Below are 20269 nucleotides of genomic sequence, written 5' to 3'. Positions count from 1 at the left end.
TCTGATGCAAGTAAAACTTGCCCGCGGGCGGGGATGGGGGCAGGGTATCCGGTTAAGAAAATGGCGTATGAGCGATGTTCTATTGACTCTGTTTTGATGACTGAAACCCAGTGGGGGAGGTAAAGACGATGGCGATTATTTTCGATCTGGGACGGGTGGTGGTGAGCTGGGATCCGGTAGGCATAGTGCGTTCGGTGCGTGGCCCGCAAGGGGCTGAACAGTTGGCCGAACAGCTCTTTAACCATCCGGATTGGCTGGAGGTGGACAGAGGTACCATGTCGCTCCACACCATGGCCCAGGAAGCGCAAGCGCGCACTGGCCTCTCGACGGCGGAGAATCTGGCTATTTTACAGGCAGTTCCGGCCTCTCTGCTGCCAGATCCCGCTATGCTAACCCTGATAGCCGAGCTGCACGGGGCGGGGCACACCCTGTATGCCCTCTCCAACATGGGTCATGCCAGCATCGACTGGCTGGAGCAGCATCAGGATTTCTGGCGCTTCTTTAGCGGCAAGGTGGTGTCGGCGCGGGTGCGGATGATGAAGCCGGAGCCGGATATCTACCGCTATCTGCTGGTGTCGTTCGATCTGAAACCGGCAGAGTGCCTCTTCATCGATGACAGTCCCGCCAACATCGCGGCCGCCGAGGCCCTCGGTATCAGGGGGATCGTCTTTACCGACGCGGCAAGTTGTCGTCAGCAACTGGGTGAGCTGGGCTGTTTGCCCGCCACCGGCAAGGGGTGATGCCCCTGTAGGAGCACTATGGAGCATGGCCGGTTTCGCAATTGGCTCAGTCACTATCCCGAGGCGACCCTGATCATCGCCTGCAAGGATGGCAGCGGTTATCAGCTCTGTGTTGAGGCAGAAGGAGAGTGCCTCTGCCTGACCGACAGCGAGGGAGGGCGCCTGACTTTCACCTCGCTGGATCAGGCGCAGGGTTTCTTGCGAGCCCATCGGGTACACCAAGCAAGATTACGAATTTATGACGCCCAAAATGAAGATTTAGCAGCAGAATCACAGGAAATAATCATCAAGTTTTAATTTTAACCAGACTCTTTAAGGGTCTATTCAGTTTGTTTGCCGCACAATACTGCACCTGTTCATCATCCGGAGCTGTTTAATGGGTGCCAATGTAGTTGTACTGAATCAGGGATATGATCACTCTTTTCAAGCCAGGGAACAGCTGCTGATTGAGCGACTGGCAAGTTTTGACGAGCTGGTTGTCTCTTTTTCGGGACGGTTGGAATCCTGCTACAGCATCGAGCTGTGCCGCGCTGCCGGTGTGAAAATCCACGCAATTACCCTCGATAATCCGACCCGCAGTCGCAGTGAAGTGGCCCGAGCCCGCCGTTATTGCCAGCGTTATGGCATCGATCACTGGGTCATCAAGAGTGACGAGATCGTCTTTTGCGATCGTCTGCCAAATATTGAAGGGCTGATCGACCCGGTTCGCCGCATTGGTGAGTATGTGCAGACTCGTTCTGAGTGGGCTCATCTGCCGTTGCTGGTTCCGGCCGCGGTGGAGGAGCGTGATGATTATCTTGCCCAGTTCGGGTCTCTGCCTGCCAACTCCATCTGGTTTTTTGCCGACAACGGATTGATGCGCCGCGATTATCGTTACGGCTTCAACAAGCGTCAGCTCGGTCGTTGGGGCAAGGGGAGCAACGGTTGCCTCAGCAATCGCTTCACCAATCCACGGCAGCTTGAGCAGCGTTATCTGCGAATGGTGGATCAGGCAGAGCAGATGCTGGCCGACATGGGGCTGGACGAGGCACAGGTCTTTTTCCATACCCTGTGTGACTGCTCCACCACCCTGGCCCGGGTGCGTCTACCCGAACATCAGCGTGCGCAGGCCTTTGATATGCAATCGGATATTTTGTCCGCCCTCAAGGGGAGCAAGTTCGATCTGGTGACTCTGGATATGGCACAGAAAGAGCGGCACGATCTCGCCATCTAGCCTGCGGGCAAGCAATGCGGGTGCCAGAACGTGAGTGCCGTCATAGGCAAGGGGCGACGGGACTGTTTATACTGTCGCCCTTTCACCCGTTACCGAGCTTCGCCTTATGAAACCCTTCTCCCGTCTGCTGATTGCCCTGTGCCTCTCCCCCGTACTGGCGCAGGCAGCCCCTCTTTCTCAGGTGACGCTGCCCGATGGTCGGCAGGTTCAGCTTAACGACGACTTCACCTGGGAGTATCTGGTGGTCAAACCGGCCGAGTCCGTACAGGGCGTGGCTGCTGATGGGAAGGCTGGGGCCGTGGTGGCCGTCGCTGCTCCTGTGCTGACCGATCAGGCCAAGGCCAATCCGGAACTGCTTGCCCAGATGGCGCGTGACGGTGTGTTGGTCAAGCTGGACAAGATCGAGGGATCTGACCCGTTGGTGCTGACCTTTATGGTGAGCAATACCGGCACCCGCAATGTGGTCGGGGTACGTGGCATGGTGACCCTGTTCAGTGCTGACGGGGTGCAGCTGAGCCGTCAGGAGGCCCGCTTCTGGGTTGCCGAGAACCGTCTTCCGGAGACCTATCTGCGCAAGGGGCAAGCTCGTCCGTCGCTGGCCCTCGAGATCCCCCGTCCTGCCGGATTGACCGGGCAGCCCTTGGTTAGGGTCGAAATTGACGAGGTGGTCTTCCGCTGATTTGGCGTTGTTCCGGCCCATGCAAACCGTGTGGGCCGGCAACTTGTTGCCGCTGACACCCCCTGCAATATCTGCTTACATCTGACATGGTTCTGCAACAGCTTGCAGCTCGGCAAGCCGGGAACCTGATCGCACAATGACTCCATACCAGCTCGCTAGCAACGGGCCCAATCACATGGAGTTATCATCATGAAAAAAGCAACTGTCTCTCTTCTGGTTCTGGCCGGGTTTGCCTCTACTTCCGTTATGGCGCAGGATGCCTTCAGCTACGCCAAGGGTTCCGCCACCTGGGCGCACACCAAATCCGACTATCTGAACAACAACCCGCTGTTCCCACGTGATGCCAGCAATCAGGGTACTCGCGATTTTGGCGGTGTGACGCTGGATCTCTCCAAATCGTTCTCCAACAACTTCTATGGTCGTCTGCTCTCCGAGGGCACCTCTGCCCAGCACGGCAATGACAGCATGGGGATCGGCAGCCTGGGTATCGGTGTTTTCACCCCGCTTAGCACTGGCCTGAACCTCTACGGTGAAACCGGTCTGATGGGTTACACCATGGAGCGCGAGCAGGCGTATGACGTCAAGGGCTGGGATCTGGTGAGCCGCAAGAGCAGCGGCAGCATGTACGGTGAAGTGGGTCTGCGCTACGACATCGGCAATGTCGAGCTCTCCACGGCCTACCGCTACGCCAACATGACCGACGATATGCACGACTTCAAGGTGGGCGGTGCCTACAAGCTCAACCAGAACTGGGCGCTGACTGCCGATTACACCTATCGCAACTGGGATCTGCAAAAAGGTTCCATCTCCAGCCTGGGTGTGAAGTACAGCTTCTAATCCTCCTTCCCGTAGTCCGTAGTGTCTTGTTTTTTACCCATGGCGTTCGCCATGGGTTTTTTCTTTTTCCGGTGATCCCTTTTTTCTCCTTGTGTCGTATTAGTCGCAAATAGTTATACAACTTTCATTTTTTTGTATAACTGCTATAACTGAATCAATGCTTATACAAGGAGCGTCATCATGTACAAGATTAAAGTCGGTATCAGTGCCTGCCTGCTGGGACAAGAGGTACGTTTCGATGGGGGCCACAAGCGCTCCAGCTTCTGCGAACGGGATCTTGGCGCTCACTTTGACTATCACCCCGTCTGTCCCGAGATGGCCATTGGTCTAGGGGCGCCTCGCGCCGCCATCCGGCTGGTCAAGCGCAACGGCGAGATCCGCGCCGAGGCGAGCAACGGCAGCTTCGATGTCACCGAAAAGCTGATTGCCTTCAGCGAGCAGAAAGCACGCCAGCTCGACTTTATCTCCGGTTATATCCTCTGTGCCAAATCACCCAGCTGCGGTATGGAGCGGGTCAAGGTCTATGGCGCCAACAACGAGGGGAGCGCCAAGGAGGGGATTGGCCTCTTTGCCAAGGCGTTGATGGAGGCCAACCCCCTGCTGCCGGTAGAGGAAGATGGCCGCCTGTGCGACCCCATCCTGCGCGAGAACTTCGTGCTGCGGGTCTTCGCCTACCACGACTGGCAGCAACTCTGCGCCCGCGGCATTACCGCCTCTGCGCTGATCCGCTTCCACTCCCGCTACAAGTATCTGGTGCTCTCCCACGCCACCACCCACTACCGCATCCTCGGCAAGCTGCTCGGCAATCTGGGCAAGTCCACCAATTTGCAGGAGGTGGCCGACAACTACATCAAGGGATTGATGACGGCGCTGACCCTGCGGGCCAACCGCCGCAGTCACACCAATGTGCTGATGCACCTGCAGGGCTACTTCAAGCGGGTGCTGACCCCAGCCCAGAAGCAGGAGCTTGCCGATACCATCGACAAGTACCGCACTGGCATCTTCCCCTTGTTGGTGCCGCTCACCCTGATCCGCCACTACCTGCGCGAGTACCCCAATCCCTATCTCGCCGAGCAGGTTTATCTCAATCCGCACCCCGATACGCTCAAGCTGCGTTACGGGCTCTGAATCCGTTCTGTTGCCCCGGCGCATGGTTTGCGCCGGGGAGCCTTGCCCCTCTGTTTGATGGACGTTGTCATGTCTGATTTATCGCAAGAAATTGCTCCTCTCGCTGATGAGGGGATCTACCCCATTCGCGAGGTCTCCCGTCTCACCGGCGTCAACGCCGTGACCCTGCGCGCCTGGCAGCGCCGCTATGGTCTGGTGCAACCGGCCCGCACCGAAAAGGGCCACCGCCTCTACAGCGAGCAGGATATCCGCCAAATCGGCGAAATCCTGAGCTGGCTGGAGCGGGGGGTGAGTATCGGGCAGGTGAAGGGGCTCCTGAGCGAACCCCATTCCGAGCCGGTGAGCGATCACTGGCAGCAGACCCTGGAGCAGTTCAGTCAGGCGCTGCTTGCCTTCAACCAGCGCAAGGCGGAGGCTGAGCTCAACGATCTGCTGGCGAGCTACCCGTTCGAGCTGGTACGCAGCCGGATACTGCAACCGCTGGTGGAGCGGCTGCTGGGGTTGTGGCGTGAACGGCCCGATGGCGAGTTGCTGCAACAGGTGTGGCTGGGCTGGCTCCATACCCGCTTCGCCCGCCACCTGATCGAGCAGGAGAAGGGCGTGCCGATCACGCTGGCGAGTTGGGGGCAAGTCGGCCCCCTCGATTTGGTCTGGGCCGCCTACGAGTTGATCGGTCAGGGCTATGAGGTGCAACTGCTGGGGGAGGTGGAGCCCCGCCATGCCAGCCTGCTGGAAGGACGTGCCGTTACCCCCTGGCTGGTATTGCTGGGAGCCGGTCTTGGCAAACAGGATCTGGCCGCCGGGTGGCCCGCAGGCACACGCCTGTTTGGCGAGCTGGGGCGCCTCTACGACGATGAGTGGCTTAAAGCCCATGGCTGGCAGGCGAGCCTTGCCGAGTTGATAGCGGATGCCCCAGATGCTGCTGACACCAGCGGACGCGGGAGGAAAAAATCATGAAACTGGTCTGGTTTCGCAATGATCTGCGCCTCGCCGACAACCCGGCACTGCGGCATGCCTGCGCCGGTGATGAACCGGTCGCCGCGCTCTTTATCATCTCCCCCACCCAGTGGCGGCAGCACAAAATGGCCCCCATCCGTCAGCGCTTTATGTTGGCGCAGGTAGATGAATTGGGCCGCGAGCTGGCGGCCCTTGGCATCCCGCTCCATCTGCTGCGAGTGGAGACTTTTGCCGAGGCGCCCGCTGCGTTGTCAGACCTCTGCCGCGAGCTGGGGGTGACCCAGCTCTACGCCAATCAGGCTATCGAGATCGATGAGCAGCGTCGCGATCACGCCGTCAGCGCCGCGCTGGCAGAGCAGGGGGTGAGTTGTCACTGGCTCAACGGCTGTTGCGTATTGCCGCCGGGGCGGGTGCTGACCGGCTCGGGTGAGATGTTCAAGGTGTTCACCCCCTTCAGCCGCGCCTGGCTCAAGGCCCTCGACGAGGAGGGGTTTGTTATTCATCGCGCCCCAGCGCGCCGTGGCGAGCCCTTGCCTTGGCTACCGCTGGCTGAGCGGGCGTGGGTTGATGAGGCGCTCGGCGAGCTGACGGCGGATCCCCGCTGGCCAGTGGGGGAGGCAGAAGCTCTGCGTCGTTTGAACATTTTTCTGGAGCAGGCGGTGCTCGACTATGGCGAGACCCGGGATTTTCCTGCCATCGCGGGCACGTCCATGCTTTCCCCCTATTTGGCGGCGGGCATCATCAGTCCCCGTCAGTGTGTGGCGGCGCTCCAGCAGCGGCTCGGCTATCGGCCCCAGTCGAAGGCCCAGCCCGGCTTTGTCTGGCTCAATGAGCTGGTCTGGCGCGAGTTCTATCGACACCTGCTGGTGCTGATCCCGGCCCTCTCCATGAATCGTCCCTTCAAGCCCGAGACGGCGGCCTTGCCGTGGAGCTGGGATCCGGATGCCTTCGCCGCCTGGTGCGAGGGACGTACCGGTTACCCCATTGTCGATGCGGCGATGCGCTGTCTCAACACCACCGGCTGGATGCACAACCGGCTGCGGATGATAGTGGCGAGCTTTCTCACCAAGGATCTCCATATCCACTGGCGGCTCGGGGAGGATTATTTCATGAGTCGGCTCATCGATGGGGATCTGGCGGCCAACAACGGCGGCTGGCAGTGGGCGGCGGGGACCGGTGCCGATGCGGCGCCCTATTTTCGGGTGTTCAACCCCACCACTCAGGGGCAACGATTTGATCCACAAGGGGAGTTTATCCGTACCTGGGTAACTGAACTTGCCGATATTCCCCCCGCTTATGTGCATCAGCCCCACGACTGGCTGCGGCTCAAGGGGCGACAGGATTATCCGGCACCCATGGTGGATCACGCCGTTGCCCGGGTGAGAGCCATCGAGATGTTTCGCTCTCTGGAGAAATAGGATGAACGAGCCGCTGGCCCGCTTTATTGGCCTCTATCAGCAACTGGACAAACAGCAGTTGCACCGCTTGCCCGAGGTCTATGCCGAACAGGTGGTCTTTACCGACCCGGCTCACTGCATTGAGGGGCTGGCGGCCCTTGGCGACTATTTTGCCGCCCTCTATCAGCGCCTCGCCTACTGCCGTTTCGTCATCACCAGTCAGCAGCAACAAGGGCCGCAGGCCTGGCTCGGCTGGACTATGACCTTCTCTCACCCCAGATTGCGTGGTGGTGAGCCGGTGACGGTGGAGGGGGCCACCCGCCTCGAATTCGACGAGGCGGGCAAGGTGTGCCAGCACAGGGACTATTTTGACCTGGGCGCCATGCTCTACGAGCAGTTGCCGCTGCTCGGGCCCGTGGTGCGCACCATCAAGATGAGGCTTGGCGCATGAGCGGCCGAGTGCTTATCACCGGCGCGACCTCCGGCATAGGTCTCCAGTTGGCGCTGGATTACCGGCGCGCCGGCTGGCAGGTGTGGGGTTGTGGCCGCGATGGCGAACGGCTGCAGGCGCTGGGGCTGGATGGCGTCACGCCGCTGCAGTTCGATGCCCGTGATCTGGCCGCAATGAGCGGGGTGGCTGCTACGCTGCCATCTCTCGATCTGCTGATCCTCAACGCAGGCAACTGCGAGTACATGGATGTGGCGGAGGGGTTTGACAGCGAGCTGTTTGCCCGGGTGATTGAGACCAATCTGACCGCCACCGGCCATGCGCTGGCCGCCTTCTTGCCGTTGCTAGGGGCGGGATCTCGGCTGGCCATCGTCAGCTCATCGGTGAGCTGGCTGCCGCTGCCACGAGCCGAGGCCTATGGCGCCTCAAAGGCGGCCCTCGACTATCTGGCGGATACCTTGCGCCTCGATTTGGCCAGCAAAGGGATCGGGGTGACCCTGATCCGCCCCGGCTTTGTCCAGACGCCGCTCACCGCCAAAAATGATTTTCCCATGCCCTGTCTGGTGACGGTGGAGCAGGCCTCTCGCGCCATCATGGACGGGCTGACCGCTGGTCGTCACCAGATCCACTTTCCCCGCCGTTTCATCTGGTTGCTGCGCCTACTTGGTGCACTGCCGGTGGGGCTCTGGCTGCGCCTTGGCCGCGCACTCGTATCGAAAGGAAGCCATTCATGAAGAAAAAGATCGCCATCGTCGGTTCAGGGATCTCGGGGCTCACCGCCGGTTTTCTGCTCCACAAACGCCATGACATCACCCTGTTCGAGGCGGCGCCGACTCTGGGCGGCCACACTGCGACCGTCGATGTGAATCAGGCTGGCCGCAGCTATGCCATCGACACCGGCTTTATCGTCTTCAACGATCGCACCTACCCCAACTTCTTGAAGTTGCTGGCGCGGATCGGCATGGCGCGGCAACCGGCCGAGATGAGCTTCTCGGTGAAGAGCCCGGAGGGGCTGGAGTATAACGGCCACAACCTCGACACCCTGTTTGCCCAGCGTAGCAATCTGTTGAGCCCCCGTTTCTACGGTTTTGTTGGCGAGATTTTGCGCTTCAACCGGGATGCTCGGGCCTGGCTGGCAGATGGTCAACATCAGGGTGCTGGCCCCGAGCTGACGCTGGGAGACTTTCTGCTGGCGGGGGAGTTTAGCGACTACTTCGCCCGCCACTACATCTTGCCGATGGGAGCGGCGATCTGGTCATCGACCCTGGCCGATATGCGCGCCTTTCCCCTTGGCTTCTTCCTGCGCTTTTTTGCCAACCATGGCCTGCTGGATGTGGCCAATCGCCCCCAGTGGTACGTGATCCCGGGCGGCTCGCGGGAATATATCGGCCCCCTTACCGCGGGTTGGCAGTCGCAGATCCGCCTCGTCTGTCCGGTGCAGAGCGTACGGCGGGATGCGGATGGCGTGGTGATTCAGAGTAGTTACGGTGAGGAGCGGTTTGACGAGGTGATCTTCGCCTGTCACAGCGATCAGGCGCTGGCGCTGCTGGCGGATCCCGGCGAGCGGGAGCAGGCCATCCTCGGCGACATGCCCTATCAGGCCAACGATGTCTGGCTCCACACCGATGCTAGCTGCCTGCCCACCCGCCGCAAGGCATGGGCCAGCTGGAACTATCAGCTCGATGGCAATGACGAGGCGCGGCCACTGGTGAGCTACAACATGAACATCCTGCAGGGGGTGAACTCGCCGGAGCCCTTCTGCGTCAGCCTCAACCCCAAGGGCAAGGTGGATGAGAGCAAGGTGCTGCGCCGCTTCGTCTACCACCATCCGGTGTTCAATCAGGCCTCCATCGCCGCCCAGCAACGGCGTGCGGAGATCTGCGGCCAGCAGCACACCCATTTCTGTGGCGCCTACTGGTACAACGGCTTCCACGAGGATGGGGTGCGCAGCGCGCTGGATGTCGCCAGGCGCTTCGGAGCCGAGCTATGAACGGCGCCACCGTGGCCACCGAACATGAGCGTACAGACGAACTGGCTGGCGTGACCAGCGCCATCTGGCAGGGCTCGGTGCGCCACCGCCGTTTTGCACCGCGGGCTCACGCCTTCTCCTACAGCCTCTTTATGCTGGGACTGGATCTCGACGAGCTGCCGCAGCTCGATCAGGGGCGCTGGTTCGGTGTGGAGCGCTCGGGACTGCTTTCGTTTCACCGCCATGACTATCTCAAGGGGAGTGAGGGATGCCTCAAGCAGGCGGTGTGGCAGAAGGTGAGCGAGCTGGGTGGCGATGCCGAGCCCGAGGGGCGGGTGCTGCTGCTCGGCAATGTGCGCTGTCTGGGATTCTACTTCAGCCCGGTTAACTTCTACTTCTGCTACCGGCAGGGCGAGGCGCGCTATCTGCTGGCGGAGGTGTCGAACACCCCCTGGAATGAGCGTCACTACTACCTGCTGGATCTGGCGGCGCTGGCGCCCCATGACAAGGATTTTCACGTCTCCCCCTTTATGGGGCTGGCGATGCGTTATCACTGGCGGATCAGGCCGCCCGCACAGGAGACACTGATCCATATCGAGAGTCATCCCGTATCCGGTGAAGCCAAGCTGTTTGACGCAACCCTGGCGCTCACTCGCGAACCCTTGTCGCGCAAGGGGCTGGTGGCCCTGCTGGCCCGCTGGCCCTGGATGACCATGAAGGTGCTGCTCGGGATCTACTGGCAGGCCCTGCGTCTATTTATCAAACGAACCCCGATATTTACCCATCCGGAGAGCCGCTAATGGAACTTGCTCAATCAACCCTCTCTGCCTCTTTCATCGACAAGGGGGCAAGGCAACTGCTGCTCAATCTGCTGGGTCGCCTCGAACATGGCCAGCTGCTGCTGCGGGATGGCGGTGAGCGCCACAGCTTTGGCGTCGCGGGTACCGATCTGCATGCCGAACTGGTGGTGCTGGATCCTGCCTTCTATCGTCGCCTGTTGCTGGGGGGCAGCATTGCCGCCGGAGAAACCTGGGTGGAGGGACTCTGGACCAGCCCGGACCCGGTGGCGCTGGTGCGGCTGCTGGCCCGCAATCTGACCCTGCTCGACTCCCTCGAACGGCGCCTCGGCTGGCTCAGCTTCCCCTTCAACAAGGTGCGCCACTGGCTCAACCGCAATACCCTGACCGGTTCGCGCTCCAACATCGCCGCCCACTACGATCTCGGCAATACCCTCTATCAGGGGTTTCTCGACAGCCATATGCAGTACTCGAGCGCCATCTATCCGAGCGCCGAGGCCACTCTGGAAGAGGGTCAGCAAGCCAAGTTGCGCACCATCTGCGAGCGACTGGAGCTGGGACCTGATGATCATCTGCTGGAGATCGGTACCGGCTGGGGTGGCCTCGCCGTCTATGCCGCCCGCCACTATGGCTGCCGGGTGACCACTACTACCATCTCCCGGGCCCAGCATGACTATGCCAAGGAGTGGATTGCGCGGGAGGGGCTGGGGGATCGCATCACCTTGCTGCTGGAGGATTACCGCAAGCTGGAGGGCACCTATGACAAGCTGGTCTCCATCGAGATGATCGAGGCGGTGGGGCACGCTTTCCTGCCCGACTATTTCCGCCAGCTGTCGCGGCTGCTCAAACCCGGTGGTCGCCTGCTCATCCAGGCCATCACCATCGCCGATCAGCGCCATGCCCAGTATTTGCGCGGAGTCGATTTCATCCAGCGCTACATCTTCCCCGGTGGCTGCCTGCCGAGCGTCTCCCAGATGGCGGGGTTGCTGGCGCGGGAGACCGACATGCAGCTGGTGCGGTTGCACGATCACGGTCATCACTATGCCCGTACCCTGGCTCACTGGTGCGAGCGGTTTCTGGCGCTGGCGCCCGAGCTGCCCAAGCTCGGTTACAGCCAGGATTTCATCCGGCTGTGGCACTTCTACTTTGCCTATTGCGAGGGGGGATTCTGGGAGCGCACCATCAGTCTGGTGCAGCTGGAGGCCGCCAAGCCGGGTCCGGCTGGCTGGTCGGGTGATGTGCCAGTAAGCGGTCACTGACCATGTGGCAGTGGGCTCACCTGCTGGGGTTCAACCTCTACTGGTTGCTGGCGGTGAAGTGGCAGCAGCCGGGCCCGCTGCTGGCAATGTTGCTGCTGCACTTTCTCTTCTCACCCAGCCGCCAGCGTGACTGGCGGCTGCTTCCCATCGCGGTGGCCGGCTGTCTGCTGGATGTCCTGCTCTGGCAGCTCGGCCTGTTCCGGTTCCCGTCCGGTTTTCCCCTCTGGCTGGTGCTGCTCTGGCTCGGTTTTGCCCTGACGCTGGCCCACGGTATGCGCTGGCTGCTGCGCTTGCCTCGCTGGCAGCAGGCGCTGTTTGGCGTATTTGGCGGCACTTCCTCCTATGTGGCGGGGGCCGCCATGGGGGCAGTACACTTACCCTGGGGCATCTGGATCAGCACGGCGCTGCTGGCAGTGATCTGGATGTGGTGGTTACCCGTACTCCTGTGGGTAATGGTCAAGCTGGAGGGTGAGTCATGACAAACACCTTTTCGACCGACTCGTTGCTTTTTTCCAAATGGACCAAAGAGAGCCAGCATGAGCTGACTGATCGCTTCTATCTGGTGGTTGCCTGCCAGCGGGATGCGCAAGGTCGGCTGGTGCAGGTGGTGATGCAGGATATCAACACCCTGCAAGAACAGGAGATGGACTGGCATGAACTGGAAGACCCCAACCACTGGCATATGGGGTGGAATTAACCCGCTACTGCTGGCGTTTGCGCTCTTGGCTGCAACCGCAGTGCAGGCTTCTGCCGCTCCCTGGCAGCAGTTGCGCCCGGTCGGGCAGGGGGAGATGAACTGGCTCTGGTTCAAGCTCTACGATGCCACCCTCTACAGTGAAAGCGGGCGCTATCAGCCCGGTCACTATCCGCAGGCCCTGACCCTCACCTATGCCAGAGCCATCGAGCGGGAAGATCTGCTGAGCGCCACTGCCGCCGAGTGGCAGCGACTCGGTCTTGGCTCCGACGCCGAACGTCAGCGCTGGCTCGGCCAGCTCGCTGCACTCTGGCCCGATGTGCAGGCAGGCGACAAGCTCACCTTCTATGTCGACAAGAGCGGGGCAGGCCACTTCTGGTGGCAGGAGAAGTCCCTCGGCACCCTGGCCGATCCGCAATTCTCGGCCGCTTTTCTCGCCATCTGGCTGGCTGACAACAGCCGCGATCCCGCCCTTACCCGCCGCCTGCGTGGCCAACCCTGAACATGGAGTCTCTGATGTCCTTCTATCGTGCATACCGCTGGTTGCTGCTGCTCCCTTTTTTGCTGCTGAGCGGCTGTGGTGCCAGTCTCGATGACTATCGGGGGCAGGGGCCAAACTGGGATCTCGCCCGTTTCTTCAATGGCAAACTGGTGGCTCACGGCCTGGTGACCGACCGCAGCGGCGAAGTGACCAGTCGCTTTCGGGTCGAGATGGTGGGTCGTTGGAAGGATGGCAAGGGAGAGCTGTTCGAGCAGTTCTACTTTGATGATGGCCGCCAACAGACCCGTACCTGGTATCTGAACAAGGGGGTTGACGGTCACTGGCGAGGTACAGCTTCCGATGTGGTGGGGGAGGCGGTGGGTAAAGCCCAAGGGTTCGCCCTCAACTGGCGTTATCAGCTCGATCTGGCGCTGCCGGATGGCGAGGTGGTGCGGGTGAGCTTCGATGACTGGATGTACCTGCTGGACGAAGATCGTCTGATCAATCGTGCCGAGATCAGCAAGTTCGGTATCCATTTGGGTGAGGTGATCCTCTATATCGAACGTCAGCCCTGACCGTTAACGCAAGATAACGGCCAGTAAAAAGCGCGCCGATGGCGCGCTTTTGTTTACCGAAAAACCAGAGTCATCAGATGATGCGGTTCTCTTCCAGCATCTTGCGACGGGCCTCTTCCTTGGCCATCTTCTTCTTGCGGTTGTCACAGGGTTCCGGGCAATCGCACTCTTTCTCGATGCCGACGCTACCCAGACCGCCACAGGAGCCGGAGATGGTCTTCTTCTGGAAGATGTAACCGATAGCCATGGCGGCTATCACCAGCATGAATACCCCAAAGGTGATCAGAAATATCTGCATCTCTACCTCTTACTTCTTGACCAGATAGGGCTTGAAGGCATCGGAGTAAGCCTCTTCAAAGCCGTTGTCGGTCTTGGTGATCACGAAGATCGCCAGGCCGCGCTCGTTGGCATAGGCCAGGCTCTTCTCGGTCCCCATCACCATAAACACGGTGGCCAGCCCGTCTGCGGTCATGCAGGAGGGGTGGATCACGGTGACCGATACCAGACGGTGCTGGATCGGCTTGCCGCTGCGCGGATCTATGGTGTGGGAGAAGCGCTGACCATCCAGTTCATAGTAGTTGCGGTAATCGCCGGAGGTGGCCACCCCGTTGTCACCGGGCACGATCACCTCTTGCACCGTGCCGGTGCCTGCGGTGGGCTTCTCGATGGCCACGCGCCAGGGGTGACCCTTGCCGTTGACGCCATTGATCCGCAGCTCGCCGCCAATCTCCACCAGATAGTTGCGCGCACCCAGTGACTCCAGATACTCGGCTACCTTGTCCACACCAAAGCCCTTGGCGATGGCGGAGAGATCGACGTAGAGATCCGGAATGTCTTTTTGCAGGGTGTCGGCATCCACCGAGGTGATGACGTGCAGGTTGCCCAGACCGGTCTTCTGGCGAGTCTGGGTGATCAGCTCGTCGGAAGGGACCTTGGTCGGCTTCTTGTCCGGGCCAAAGCCCCACAGATTGACCAAGGGGCCAACGGTGACGTCCAGCGCCCCCTGGCTCTCACGGCCAATGTGAATGGCCTCTGTGACGACCCGTGCGGTATCGCGGGAGACCACAACCGGTTTGTTGTCACGGCTCTGGTTGAAGCGCGACAGTTCGGAATCGGGGCGATAGGTCGACATCTGGTCGTTGACCCGCTCCAGCAACACATCCACCTCAGCTTGAAGCTTGGCCGGATCGCTGATGGCGCTGTCTGCCACCTTGATGGAGTAATAAGTGCCCATGGTGCTGCCGGTGATGTGGATCTCCGGTTTGGATTGGACCGTCTCCTGACCGCACCCAGTCAAGAAAAAGGCTAGCCCGAAGGCTAGCCAGGTCTTTACAACACTGTGCATGGATTAACCACCAAAGTCATCCAACAGGATGTTTTCGTCTTCAACGCCCAAGTCTTTGAGCATGTTGATGACGGCAGCATTCATCACCGGAGGTCCACACATGTAGAACTCGCAATCTTCCGGTGCTTCGTGGTTCTTGAGATAGTTCTCGTAGAGCACGTTGTGGATGAAGCCGGTGTAGCCGTCCCAGTTGTCTTCCGGTTGCGGATCAGACAGGGCGACGTTCCAGGTGAAGTTCTCGTTCTCGGCGGCGAGCATGTCAAAGTCTTCGACATAGAACATTTCGCGCTTGGAACGGGCACCGTACCAGAAGCTCATCTTGCGCTTGGACTTCAGGCGACGCAGCTGGTCGAAGATATGGGAACGCATCGGCGCCATACCTGCACCACCACCGATGAATACCATTTCGGCATCGGTGTCTTTGGCGAAGAACTCACCGAACGGACCGGAGATCGTCACCTTGTCGCCAGCCTTCAGGCTGAAGATGTAGGAGGACATCTGTCCCGGAGGGGCAGTCCAGTTGCTCGGGGGCGGGGTCGCGATACGCACGTTCAGCATGATGATGCCGAACTCTTCCGGATAGTTGGCCATGGAGTAGGCACGGATGATCGGCTCATCGACCTTGGACTCCAGCTCAAAAATCTTGAAGCGATCCCAGTCACCGCGATACTCCTCGGGAATATCGAAGTTCTTGTAGTGCACGTGGTGAGCCGGGGCTTCAATCTGGATATAACCACCGGCGCGGAATGGCACGCTCTCGCCATCGGGGATCTGCAGCTTGAGCTCCTTGATGAAGGTGGCCTTGTTATCGTTGGAGATAACAGTACATTCCCACTTCTTCACCCCGAAGATCTCTTCCGGCAGTTCGATATCCATGTCGGAGCGAACGGTAACCTGACAGGCCAGACGCTCGCCATGACGGGCTTCGCCCTTGCTGATGTGATCCAGTTCGGTCGGCAGAATGTCGCCGCCACCGGATTTCACCCGTACCTTGCACTGGCCGCAGGAGCCACCGCCGCCACAGGCGGAGGAGACGAAGATACCGCTGCCAGCCAGCACGCCGAGCAGCTTGCCACCGGCCGGGCTGGTCACAGCCTTGGCCGGGTCACCATTGATGCTGATTGTCACGTCGCCCGCGGTCACCAGCTTGGACTTGGCGAACAGAATGACTGCCACCAGTGCCAGCAGGATCACGGTAAACATGACCACACCCAAAATAATTTCCATCTATCGTTCCTTTCTGATTGCAGGAAAGCCGATTACAGGGAGATACCAGAGAAGGACATGAAGCCCAGCGCCATCAGACCGGCGGTGATGAAGGTGATGCCCAGACCACGCAGGCCTTCCGGAACATCGGAATACTTCATCTTCTCGCGGATACCAGCCAGCGCAACGATCGCCAGCATCCAGCCTGCCCCTGAACCCACACCGTAGACCACAGACTCCATGAAGTTGTAGTCACGCTGCACCATGAAGGAGACGCCACCGAAGATGGCGCAGTTCACGGTGATGAGCGGCAGGAAGATACCCAGCGCGTTGTAGAGTGCCGGGAAGTACTTGTCCAGCGCCATCTCCAGGATCTGTACCAGTGCTGCAATCACACCGATGAAGGTGATGAAGCTCAGGAAGCTCAGATCCAGACCGGATACCAGAGCGCCATCTTTAAGCACGTAGTTGTAGATCAGGTTGTTGGCAGGAACCGCGATGGTCTGCACCACAATAACGGCAATACCCAGACCCATGGAGGTCTTGACCTTCTTGGACACCGCCAGGAAGGTACACATCCCCAAGAAGAAGGAGAGTGCCAGGTTTTCGATGAAGATCGATTTAATCAACAGACTCAGATAGTGTTCCATACCTTAATCCTTCGCCTCCACCTGCTTGGGATCCTTGGTGCGTACGCCCCAAATGATCAGACCAATGATGAAGAATGCACTCGGCGGCAGCAGCAGCAGGCCGTTGGGCACATACCAGCCACCGTTGTTCACCAGCGGCAGCAACTCGATGCCGAACCAGGTGCCGGAGCCCAGCAGTTCACGCACGGTCGCGACACTCAGCAGAATGGCACCATAGCCCAGACCGTTGCCGATACCATCCAGGAAGGAGGGTAGCGGGGCACTCTTCATGGCGTACGCTTCGGCGCGGCCCATTACGATACAGTTGGTGATGATCAGACCCACGAAGACCGACAGTTGCTTGGAGATGTCATAGGCGTACGCCTTGAGCACCTGGTCAACCACGATAACCAGTGAGGCGATGATCGCCATCTGCACGATGATCCGGACGCTGTTCGGGATCTGGTTGCGGATCAGCGAGATGAACAGGTTTGAGAAGGCGGTGACCGCCATGACCGCGAGGGTCATTACAAACGCAGTTTTCATCTGGCTGGTAACCGCCAGTGCAGAACAGACACCCAGCACCTGCAAGGCGATGGGGTTGTTGCCCAGCACAGGCGTCAACAGCAACTTCTTCATTTCGCTCTTGTCAGCCATTGTTGATTTCTCCTGCACGAACCTTGGCCAGGAAAGGACCAAAGCCCTTGGGACCCATCCAGAAGTCGAAGGTATGCTGTACACCGTTACCGGTCAGAGTGGCACCGGAGAGACCATCGATCTCGTGCTCGGAGCCCGCCGGAGCATGGCCCTTGATGACGCGCAGCGCCGGCATGCCATTCTGGTCGAACAGTTTCTTGTCCTTGAACAGCGCCTGCCAGGCCGGGTTTTCGATCTCGCCACCCAGACCCGGTGTTTCACCGTGGTCATAGTAGGTGATGCCCTTGATGGTCTGGCCATCAGCGGCAACGGCGACGAAGGCATACATGGTCGACCACAGACCCTGACCGTAGATGGGCAGGATGATGCTGTCGATCTTGCCTTCGGCATCCTTGGCGAAGAATACCGGGATCTGCTTGGAGATCTGACGCAGGCTGGCCTTGTCGTCAGCGGCGGCAAGACGGATGCTGCGGGCCGGATCTTTGGCTGCCTGCTTGGTGTCGAAGTTGTCGGCATCGCCGTCAACAAAGTCACCGGTCGCCAGATCCACCAGACGCGCTTCGATCTTCTCGCCGTACAGCTTGGCCAGGTCGCGCTTGGCCACTTCGCTTACATCCACACCGGCTACGGCGAGAATGTTGCTCTGCTTGTCCAGCGCCTTGTTTTCCTGCTGGGTAGAACGCAGGCCCACAGCGGCAACGGATACCACGATGGAACAGGCCAGACAGAGGCCGGTGACCACGCTGACGGTGCCGAGGGTTGAATCTTTATTAAACGCCACGAGCAATCCTCCGCTTGATGTTTGCCTGAGCGACGAAGTGGTCAAACAGGGGAGCAAACAGGTTCGCAAACAGAATGGCCAGCATCATGCCTTCCGGGAACGCAGGGTTGACCACGCGAACCAGCACGACCATTACGCCGATCAGGGCGCCATACCACCACTTGCCTTTGTTGGTAAAGGCTGCGGAGACAGGGTCGGTCGCCATGAAGGCCATACCGAAGGCGAAGCCACCCAGTACCAGATGCCAGTGCCACGGCATGTTGAACATGGGGTTGGTATCGGAACCGATGACGTTGAACAGCAGGGAGGTGGCGATCATACCGATCATCACGCCGGCGATGATGCGCCAGGAGGCGATGCGCATGTAGACGATCATGGCGGCACCCAGCAGGATCATCAGGGTAGAGACTTCACCGATGGAACCCGGCAGGTTACCCAGGAAAGCGTCCATCCAGCTGATAGCCTGGCCGGTTGCACCGTTGATCAGCGCCATCTGGCCGCCTTGGGCCCACTGGCTCAGGGCTGTTGCGCCGGAGAAACCGTCAACGGCAACCCACACGGCGTCACCGGAGATCTGGCCCGGGTAGGCGAAGAACAGGAACGCACGACCAGCGAGCGCCGGGTTCAGGAAGTTCTTGCCGGTACCACCGAACACCTCTTTGGCCATCACCACACCGAAGGTGATACCCAGCGCAGCTTGCCACAGGGGCAGCTCGGGCGGCACGATCAGGGCAAACAGAATGGAGGTCACGAAGAAGCCTTCGTTGATCTCGTGTTTGCGCACCATGGCGAACAGCACTTCCCAGAAACCACCGACAAAGAAGACGGTGATGTAGATCGGGAAGAAGTGGGTGGCGCCGATCAGCATCTTGCTGCCGATACCGGCTACAGCCGGATCGAGGGAGGCGCCCAGCATGGTAGCCAGCGCATATTGCCAGCTGCTGGCACCAGCAGCCGAGCCCATGTGGGCAATGGCGGCAATCGCCTGGTTACCAACGTTGTACATGCCCCAGAACATGGCCGGGAACACGGCCAGCCACACCATGATCATCATGCGCTTCAGATCGAGCGCATCACGAACGTGGGAGGCGTTGCGGGTAACGCTACCCGGGGTGTAGAACAGGGTGTACGCCGCTTCGAACAGGGCATAGTACTTGGCGTACTTTCCACCCGGTTCGAAGTGGTGTTCCATATTTTCAAGAAGTTGCTTGAAACTCATCGCTTAACCTTCCAGTTCAATCTTGGTCAGGCACTCACGCAAGATCGGGCCGTACTCTGTCTTGCCGGGGCAGACAAAGGTACAGAGCGCCAAATCTTCCTCATCCAGCTCCAGGCAGCCCAGTGCTTGCGCACCGTCGGTATCGCCGGAGACCATGTCCCGCAGCAGCAGGGTTGGCAGGATGTCGAGTGGCATCACCCGCTCATAGTTGCCGATAGGCACCATGGAACGGTCACTACCGTTGGTAGTGGTGGTGAAGTTGATCAGCTTGCCCTTCATCAGATGAGAGAGGGTGGTACGGGTGATAGAGAACTTGTTGGCGCTGGGGTTGATCCAGCCCAGGAACTCTTTCTCGCGCCCTTCACCCAGCACGCAAACCTGATTGTGGTAGCGGCCCAGGTAGTCGTGAACACCTTCGGCTTTGGCACCACTCAGGATAGAACCGGAGATGATACGGTTTTCGTCGGCACGCAGCTCATTGTTGGTGAGCTGGCTGATGCAGGCGCCCAGACGGGTACGCAGCAGACGCGGCTTGAGCACGTTCGGGCCAGCCAGCGCGATCACCTTGTCAGTGAAGATCTGACCGGTGGTGAATAGCTTGCCGAATGCGATCACATCCTGATAGTTGATGTGCCACTGCACCTTGGTGCTGCTGACCGGATCCAGGAAGTGGATATGGGTACCCGGCAGACCGGCAGGGTGCGGACCAACGAAGATCTCTTCCTTGACCTGAGCCAGTGGAGAGTGGGGCAGACTGCCTTCGCCTTTACAGACGTAGACGGCGCCGTCGGTCAGGCGGGTCAATACGGCCAGACCATCGAGGAAGGCCTGCGGCTGTTCCTTGATAATCAGCTCGGCATCGGCTGCCAGCGGGTTGGTGTCCATTGCAGTCACAAAGATGGCGCGCGGGGCAGACGCTACCGCGGGGACTTTGCTGAATGGACGGGTACGCAACGCAGTCCACTGACCTGATGCGACCAGGATCTCTTGCACCTTGCTGCGCTCGAGCTTGGCCAGCTCGGCAGAGGCAAAATGCTCAAACGTCACCTGTTCATCGGAACCGTCGAGGTCGATGACCACAGACTGGAGAACACGTTTGGCACCACGGTTGATCTCTGAAACCACACCGGTGGCAGGAGCTGTGAATTTAACGCCCGGATTCTTCTTGTTGTGCCGTCCTGAATATGGTTTACACCTTTCCCCCCCAATAAATGGAGAACCCGATGGGACAAGGTGTGAAACGGACACAGCGCGATTA

Annotated in this window: 25 protein-coding genes; 17 read left to right on the top strand and 8 right to left on the bottom strand. The window is 59.8% G+C overall.

Translation table 11 applies throughout. The features are described from left to right. Positions 1-128 precede the first annotated feature (128 nt). The 17 genes from ACW5XC_RS19545 to ACW5XC_RS19465 all read left to right on the top strand — a co-directional run bounded on the left by ACW5XC_RS19545 (position 129) and on the right by ACW5XC_RS19465 (position 13174). Positions 129-740 carry an HAD family hydrolase gene (locus ACW5XC_RS19545; RefSeq protein ID WP_042054407.1) on the top strand — a complete coding sequence of 204 codons (612 nt, stop codon included), beginning with the start codon at positions 129-131 and terminating at the stop codon, positions 738-740. A gap of 18 nt (positions 741-758) precedes the next feature. Continuing rightward, positions 759-1037, top strand: coding sequence for a DUF6482 family protein (locus ACW5XC_RS19540; protein WP_005338699.1), 279 nt, complete (start codon positions 759-761; stop codon positions 1035-1037). A gap of 79 nt (positions 1038-1116) precedes the next feature. After that, a complete protein-coding gene (locus ACW5XC_RS19535) occupies positions 1117-1953 on the top strand; it encodes an adenine nucleotide alpha hydrolase family protein (protein WP_042054408.1) in 837 nt (278 codons plus the stop codon). 106 nt (positions 1954-2059) lie between these two features. Continuing rightward, positions 2060-2632, top strand: coding sequence for a DUF3157 family protein (locus tag ACW5XC_RS19530; RefSeq protein WP_042054409.1), 573 nt, complete (start codon positions 2060-2062; stop codon positions 2630-2632). A gap of 189 nt (positions 2633-2821) precedes the next feature. Then, a complete protein-coding gene (locus ACW5XC_RS19525; protein WP_042054410.1) occupies positions 2822-3469 on the top strand; it encodes a hypothetical protein in 648 nt (215 codons plus the stop codon). A 180-nt stretch (positions 3470-3649) separates the two neighbouring features. After that, a complete protein-coding gene (locus ACW5XC_RS19520) occupies positions 3650-4597 on the top strand; it encodes a YbgA family protein (RefSeq protein WP_005338692.1) in 948 nt (315 codons plus the stop codon). A gap of 69 nt (positions 4598-4666) precedes the next feature. After that, a complete protein-coding gene (locus tag ACW5XC_RS19515; RefSeq protein WP_042054411.1) occupies positions 4667-5554 on the top strand; it encodes a MerR family transcriptional regulator in 888 nt (295 codons plus the stop codon). Further along, on the top strand, positions 5551-6972 hold the full coding sequence (gene phrB, locus ACW5XC_RS19510; RefSeq protein WP_042054412.1) for a deoxyribodipyrimidine photo-lyase: 1422 nt from the start codon (positions 5551-5553) through the stop codon (positions 6970-6972). Before ACW5XC_RS19515 ends, phrB begins: the two co-directional genes overlap by 4 nt. Before the next feature lies 1 nt (position 6973). Next, a complete protein-coding gene (locus ACW5XC_RS19505; protein ID WP_040096496.1) occupies positions 6974-7402 on the top strand; it encodes a nuclear transport factor 2 family protein in 429 nt (142 codons plus the stop codon). Next, entirely contained in the window at positions 7399-8133 is a 735-nt protein-coding gene (locus ACW5XC_RS19500; RefSeq protein ID WP_042054415.1) for an SDR family NAD(P)-dependent oxidoreductase, read from the top strand. The genes ACW5XC_RS19505 and ACW5XC_RS19500 overlap by 4 nt, the downstream gene beginning before the upstream one ends. Then, positions 8130-9389 carry an NAD(P)/FAD-dependent oxidoreductase gene (locus ACW5XC_RS19495; RefSeq protein ID WP_074042707.1) on the top strand — a complete coding sequence of 420 codons (1260 nt, stop codon included), beginning with the start codon at positions 8130-8132 and terminating at the stop codon, positions 9387-9389. The genes ACW5XC_RS19500 and ACW5XC_RS19495 overlap by 4 nt, the downstream gene beginning before the upstream one ends. After that, positions 9386-10168 (top strand): DUF1365 domain-containing protein, encoded by a 783-nt coding sequence (locus ACW5XC_RS19490; protein ID WP_042054419.1) that lies wholly within the window; start codon positions 9386-9388, stop codon positions 10166-10168. The genes ACW5XC_RS19495 and ACW5XC_RS19490 overlap by 4 nt, the downstream gene beginning before the upstream one ends. Next, positions 10168-11424: an SAM-dependent methyltransferase gene (locus ACW5XC_RS19485; RefSeq protein WP_042054420.1), complete on the top strand. Its 1257-nt coding sequence runs from the start codon at positions 10168-10170 to the stop codon at positions 11422-11424. Before ACW5XC_RS19490 ends, ACW5XC_RS19485 begins: the two co-directional genes overlap by 1 nt. Positions 11425-11426: 2 nt before the next feature. Next, the gene (locus ACW5XC_RS19480; protein ID WP_042054421.1) at positions 11427-11903 is read left to right on the top strand and encodes a DUF2878 domain-containing protein; all 477 of its coding nucleotides are present in this window, start codon (positions 11427-11429) and stop codon (positions 11901-11903) included. Then, the gene (locus tag ACW5XC_RS19475) at positions 11900-12121 is read left to right on the top strand and encodes a TIGR02450 family Trp-rich protein (RefSeq protein ID WP_019445887.1); all 222 of its coding nucleotides are present in this window, start codon (positions 11900-11902) and stop codon (positions 12119-12121) included. Before ACW5XC_RS19480 ends, ACW5XC_RS19475 begins: the two co-directional genes overlap by 4 nt. Continuing rightward, on the top strand, positions 12078-12620 hold the full coding sequence (locus ACW5XC_RS19470; protein WP_042054422.1) for a chalcone isomerase family protein: 543 nt from the start codon (positions 12078-12080) through the stop codon (positions 12618-12620). Before ACW5XC_RS19475 ends, ACW5XC_RS19470 begins: the two co-directional genes overlap by 44 nt. Before the next feature lie 14 nt (positions 12621-12634). Further along, positions 12635-13174, top strand: coding sequence for a DUF3833 domain-containing protein (locus ACW5XC_RS19465; RefSeq protein ID WP_042054423.1), 540 nt, complete (start codon positions 12635-12637; stop codon positions 13172-13174). Positions 13175-13247: 73 nt separating this feature from the next. Here the strand turns inward: ACW5XC_RS19465 and nqrM are convergent, their stop codons facing one another. From nqrM to ACW5XC_RS19425, 8 genes are read right to left on the bottom strand one after another with little or no spacing between them, the layout of a single operon-like run. Beyond that, positions 13248-13472: a (Na+)-NQR maturation NqrM gene (gene nqrM, locus ACW5XC_RS19460; protein ID WP_005338668.1), complete on the bottom strand. Its 225-nt coding sequence runs from the start codon at positions 13470-13472 to the stop codon at positions 13248-13250. Positions 13473-13481: 9 nt separating this feature from the next. Next, positions 13482-14519 carry an FAD:protein FMN transferase ApbE gene (locus tag ACW5XC_RS19455; RefSeq protein ID WP_005338666.1) on the bottom strand — a complete coding sequence of 346 codons (1038 nt, stop codon included), beginning with the start codon at positions 14517-14519 and terminating at the stop codon, positions 13482-13484. A gap of 3 nt (positions 14520-14522) precedes the next feature. After that, positions 14523-15746: an NADH:ubiquinone reductase (Na(+)-transporting) subunit F gene (gene nqrF, locus ACW5XC_RS19450; protein ID WP_005338656.1), complete on the bottom strand. Its 1224-nt coding sequence runs from the start codon at positions 15744-15746 to the stop codon at positions 14523-14525. 32 nt (positions 15747-15778) lie between these two features. Then, positions 15779-16375 (bottom strand): NADH:ubiquinone reductase (Na(+)-transporting) subunit E, encoded by a 597-nt coding sequence (nqrE, locus tag ACW5XC_RS19445; protein WP_005338645.1) that lies wholly within the window; start codon positions 16373-16375, stop codon positions 15779-15781. 3 nt (positions 16376-16378) lie between these two features. Continuing rightward, positions 16379-17011, bottom strand: coding sequence for an NADH:ubiquinone reductase (Na(+)-transporting) subunit D (locus ACW5XC_RS19440; RefSeq protein WP_005338644.1), 633 nt, complete (start codon positions 17009-17011; stop codon positions 16379-16381). Beyond that, positions 17004-17792 carry a Na(+)-translocating NADH-quinone reductase subunit C gene (locus ACW5XC_RS19435; protein ID WP_005338643.1) on the bottom strand — a complete coding sequence of 263 codons (789 nt, stop codon included), beginning with the start codon at positions 17790-17792 and terminating at the stop codon, positions 17004-17006. The genes ACW5XC_RS19440 and ACW5XC_RS19435 overlap by 8 nt, the downstream gene beginning before the upstream one ends. Continuing rightward, positions 17782-19011, bottom strand: coding sequence for an NADH:ubiquinone reductase (Na(+)-transporting) subunit B (locus ACW5XC_RS19430; protein WP_005338642.1), 1230 nt, complete (start codon positions 19009-19011; stop codon positions 17782-17784). Before ACW5XC_RS19430 ends, ACW5XC_RS19435 begins: the two co-directional genes overlap by 11 nt. Positions 19012-19014: 3 nt before the next feature. Further along, the gene (locus ACW5XC_RS19425; RefSeq protein ID WP_074042708.1) at positions 19015-20220 is read right to left on the bottom strand and encodes a Na(+)-translocating NADH-quinone reductase subunit A; all 1206 of its coding nucleotides are present in this window, start codon (positions 20218-20220) and stop codon (positions 19015-19017) included. Positions 20221-20269: the final 49 nt, after the last annotated feature.

The organism is Aeromonas sp. 25-AL00135, from assembly GCF_054052385.1.
Note: the sequence above shows the minus strand (reverse complement) of the source record. Positions and strands in the feature narration are given on the sequence as shown.

Bases quoted from the DNA above. Each gene is read 5' to 3' on its own strand.
- nqrF (WP_005338656.1), bottom strand. From the start codon at position 15,746: ATGGAAATTATTTTGGGTGTGGTCATGTTTACCGTGATCCTGCTGGCA.
- ACW5XC_RS19485 (WP_042054420.1), top strand. From the start codon at position 10,168: ATGGAACTTGCTCAATCAACCCTCTCTGCCTCTTTCATCGACAAGGGG.
- ACW5XC_RS19520 (WP_005338692.1), top strand. From the start codon at position 3,650: ATGTACAAGATTAAAGTCGGTATCAGTGCCTGCCTGCTGGGACAAGAG.
- ACW5XC_RS19465 (WP_042054423.1), top strand. From the start codon at position 12,635: ATGTCCTTCTATCGTGCATACCGCTGGTTGCTGCTGCTCCCTTTTTTG.
- ACW5XC_RS19530 (WP_042054409.1), top strand. From the start codon at position 2,060: ATGAAACCCTTCTCCCGTCTGCTGATTGCCCTGTGCCTCTCCCCCGTA.
- ACW5XC_RS19440 (WP_005338644.1), bottom strand. From the start codon at position 17,011: ATGGCTGACAAGAGCGAAATGAAGAAGTTGCTGTTGACGCCTGTGCTG.
- ACW5XC_RS19545 (WP_042054407.1), top strand. From the start codon at position 129: ATGGCGATTATTTTCGATCTGGGACGGGTGGTGGTGAGCTGGGATCCG.
- ACW5XC_RS19535 (WP_042054408.1), top strand. From the start codon at position 1,117: ATGGGTGCCAATGTAGTTGTACTGAATCAGGGATATGATCACTCTTTT.
- ACW5XC_RS19455 (WP_005338666.1), bottom strand. From the start codon at position 14,519: ATGCACAGTGTTGTAAAGACCTGGCTAGCCTTCGGGCTAGCCTTTTTC.
- phrB (WP_042054412.1), top strand. From the start codon at position 5,551: ATGAAACTGGTCTGGTTTCGCAATGATCTGCGCCTCGCCGACAACCCG.
- nqrM (WP_005338668.1), bottom strand. From the start codon at position 13,472: ATGCAGATATTTCTGATCACCTTTGGGGTATTCATGCTGGTGATAGCC.
- ACW5XC_RS19470 (WP_042054422.1), top strand. From the start codon at position 12,078: ATGAACTGGAAGACCCCAACCACTGGCATATGGGGTGGAATTAACCCG.
- ACW5XC_RS19540 (WP_005338699.1), top strand. From the start codon at position 759: ATGGAGCATGGCCGGTTTCGCAATTGGCTCAGTCACTATCCCGAGGCG.
- ACW5XC_RS19515 (WP_042054411.1), top strand. From the start codon at position 4,667: ATGTCTGATTTATCGCAAGAAATTGCTCCTCTCGCTGATGAGGGGATC.
- ACW5XC_RS19495 (WP_074042707.1), top strand. From the start codon at position 8,130: ATGAAGAAAAAGATCGCCATCGTCGGTTCAGGGATCTCGGGGCTCACC.
- ACW5XC_RS19430 (WP_005338642.1), bottom strand. From the start codon at position 19,011: ATGAGTTTCAAGCAACTTCTTGAAAATATGGAACACCACTTCGAACCG.
- ACW5XC_RS19500 (WP_042054415.1), top strand. From the start codon at position 7,399: ATGAGCGGCCGAGTGCTTATCACCGGCGCGACCTCCGGCATAGGTCTC.
- ACW5XC_RS19480 (WP_042054421.1), top strand. From the start codon at position 11,427: ATGTGGCAGTGGGCTCACCTGCTGGGGTTCAACCTCTACTGGTTGCTG.
- ACW5XC_RS19525 (WP_042054410.1), top strand. From the start codon at position 2,822: ATGAAAAAAGCAACTGTCTCTCTTCTGGTTCTGGCCGGGTTTGCCTCT.
- nqrE (WP_005338645.1), bottom strand. From the start codon at position 16,375: ATGGAACACTATCTGAGTCTGTTGATTAAATCGATCTTCATCGAAAAC.
- ACW5XC_RS19490 (WP_042054419.1), top strand. From the start codon at position 9,386: ATGAACGGCGCCACCGTGGCCACCGAACATGAGCGTACAGACGAACTG.
- ACW5XC_RS19475 (WP_019445887.1), top strand. From the start codon at position 11,900: ATGACAAACACCTTTTCGACCGACTCGTTGCTTTTTTCCAAATGGACC.
- ACW5XC_RS19505 (WP_040096496.1), top strand. From the start codon at position 6,974: ATGAACGAGCCGCTGGCCCGCTTTATTGGCCTCTATCAGCAACTGGAC.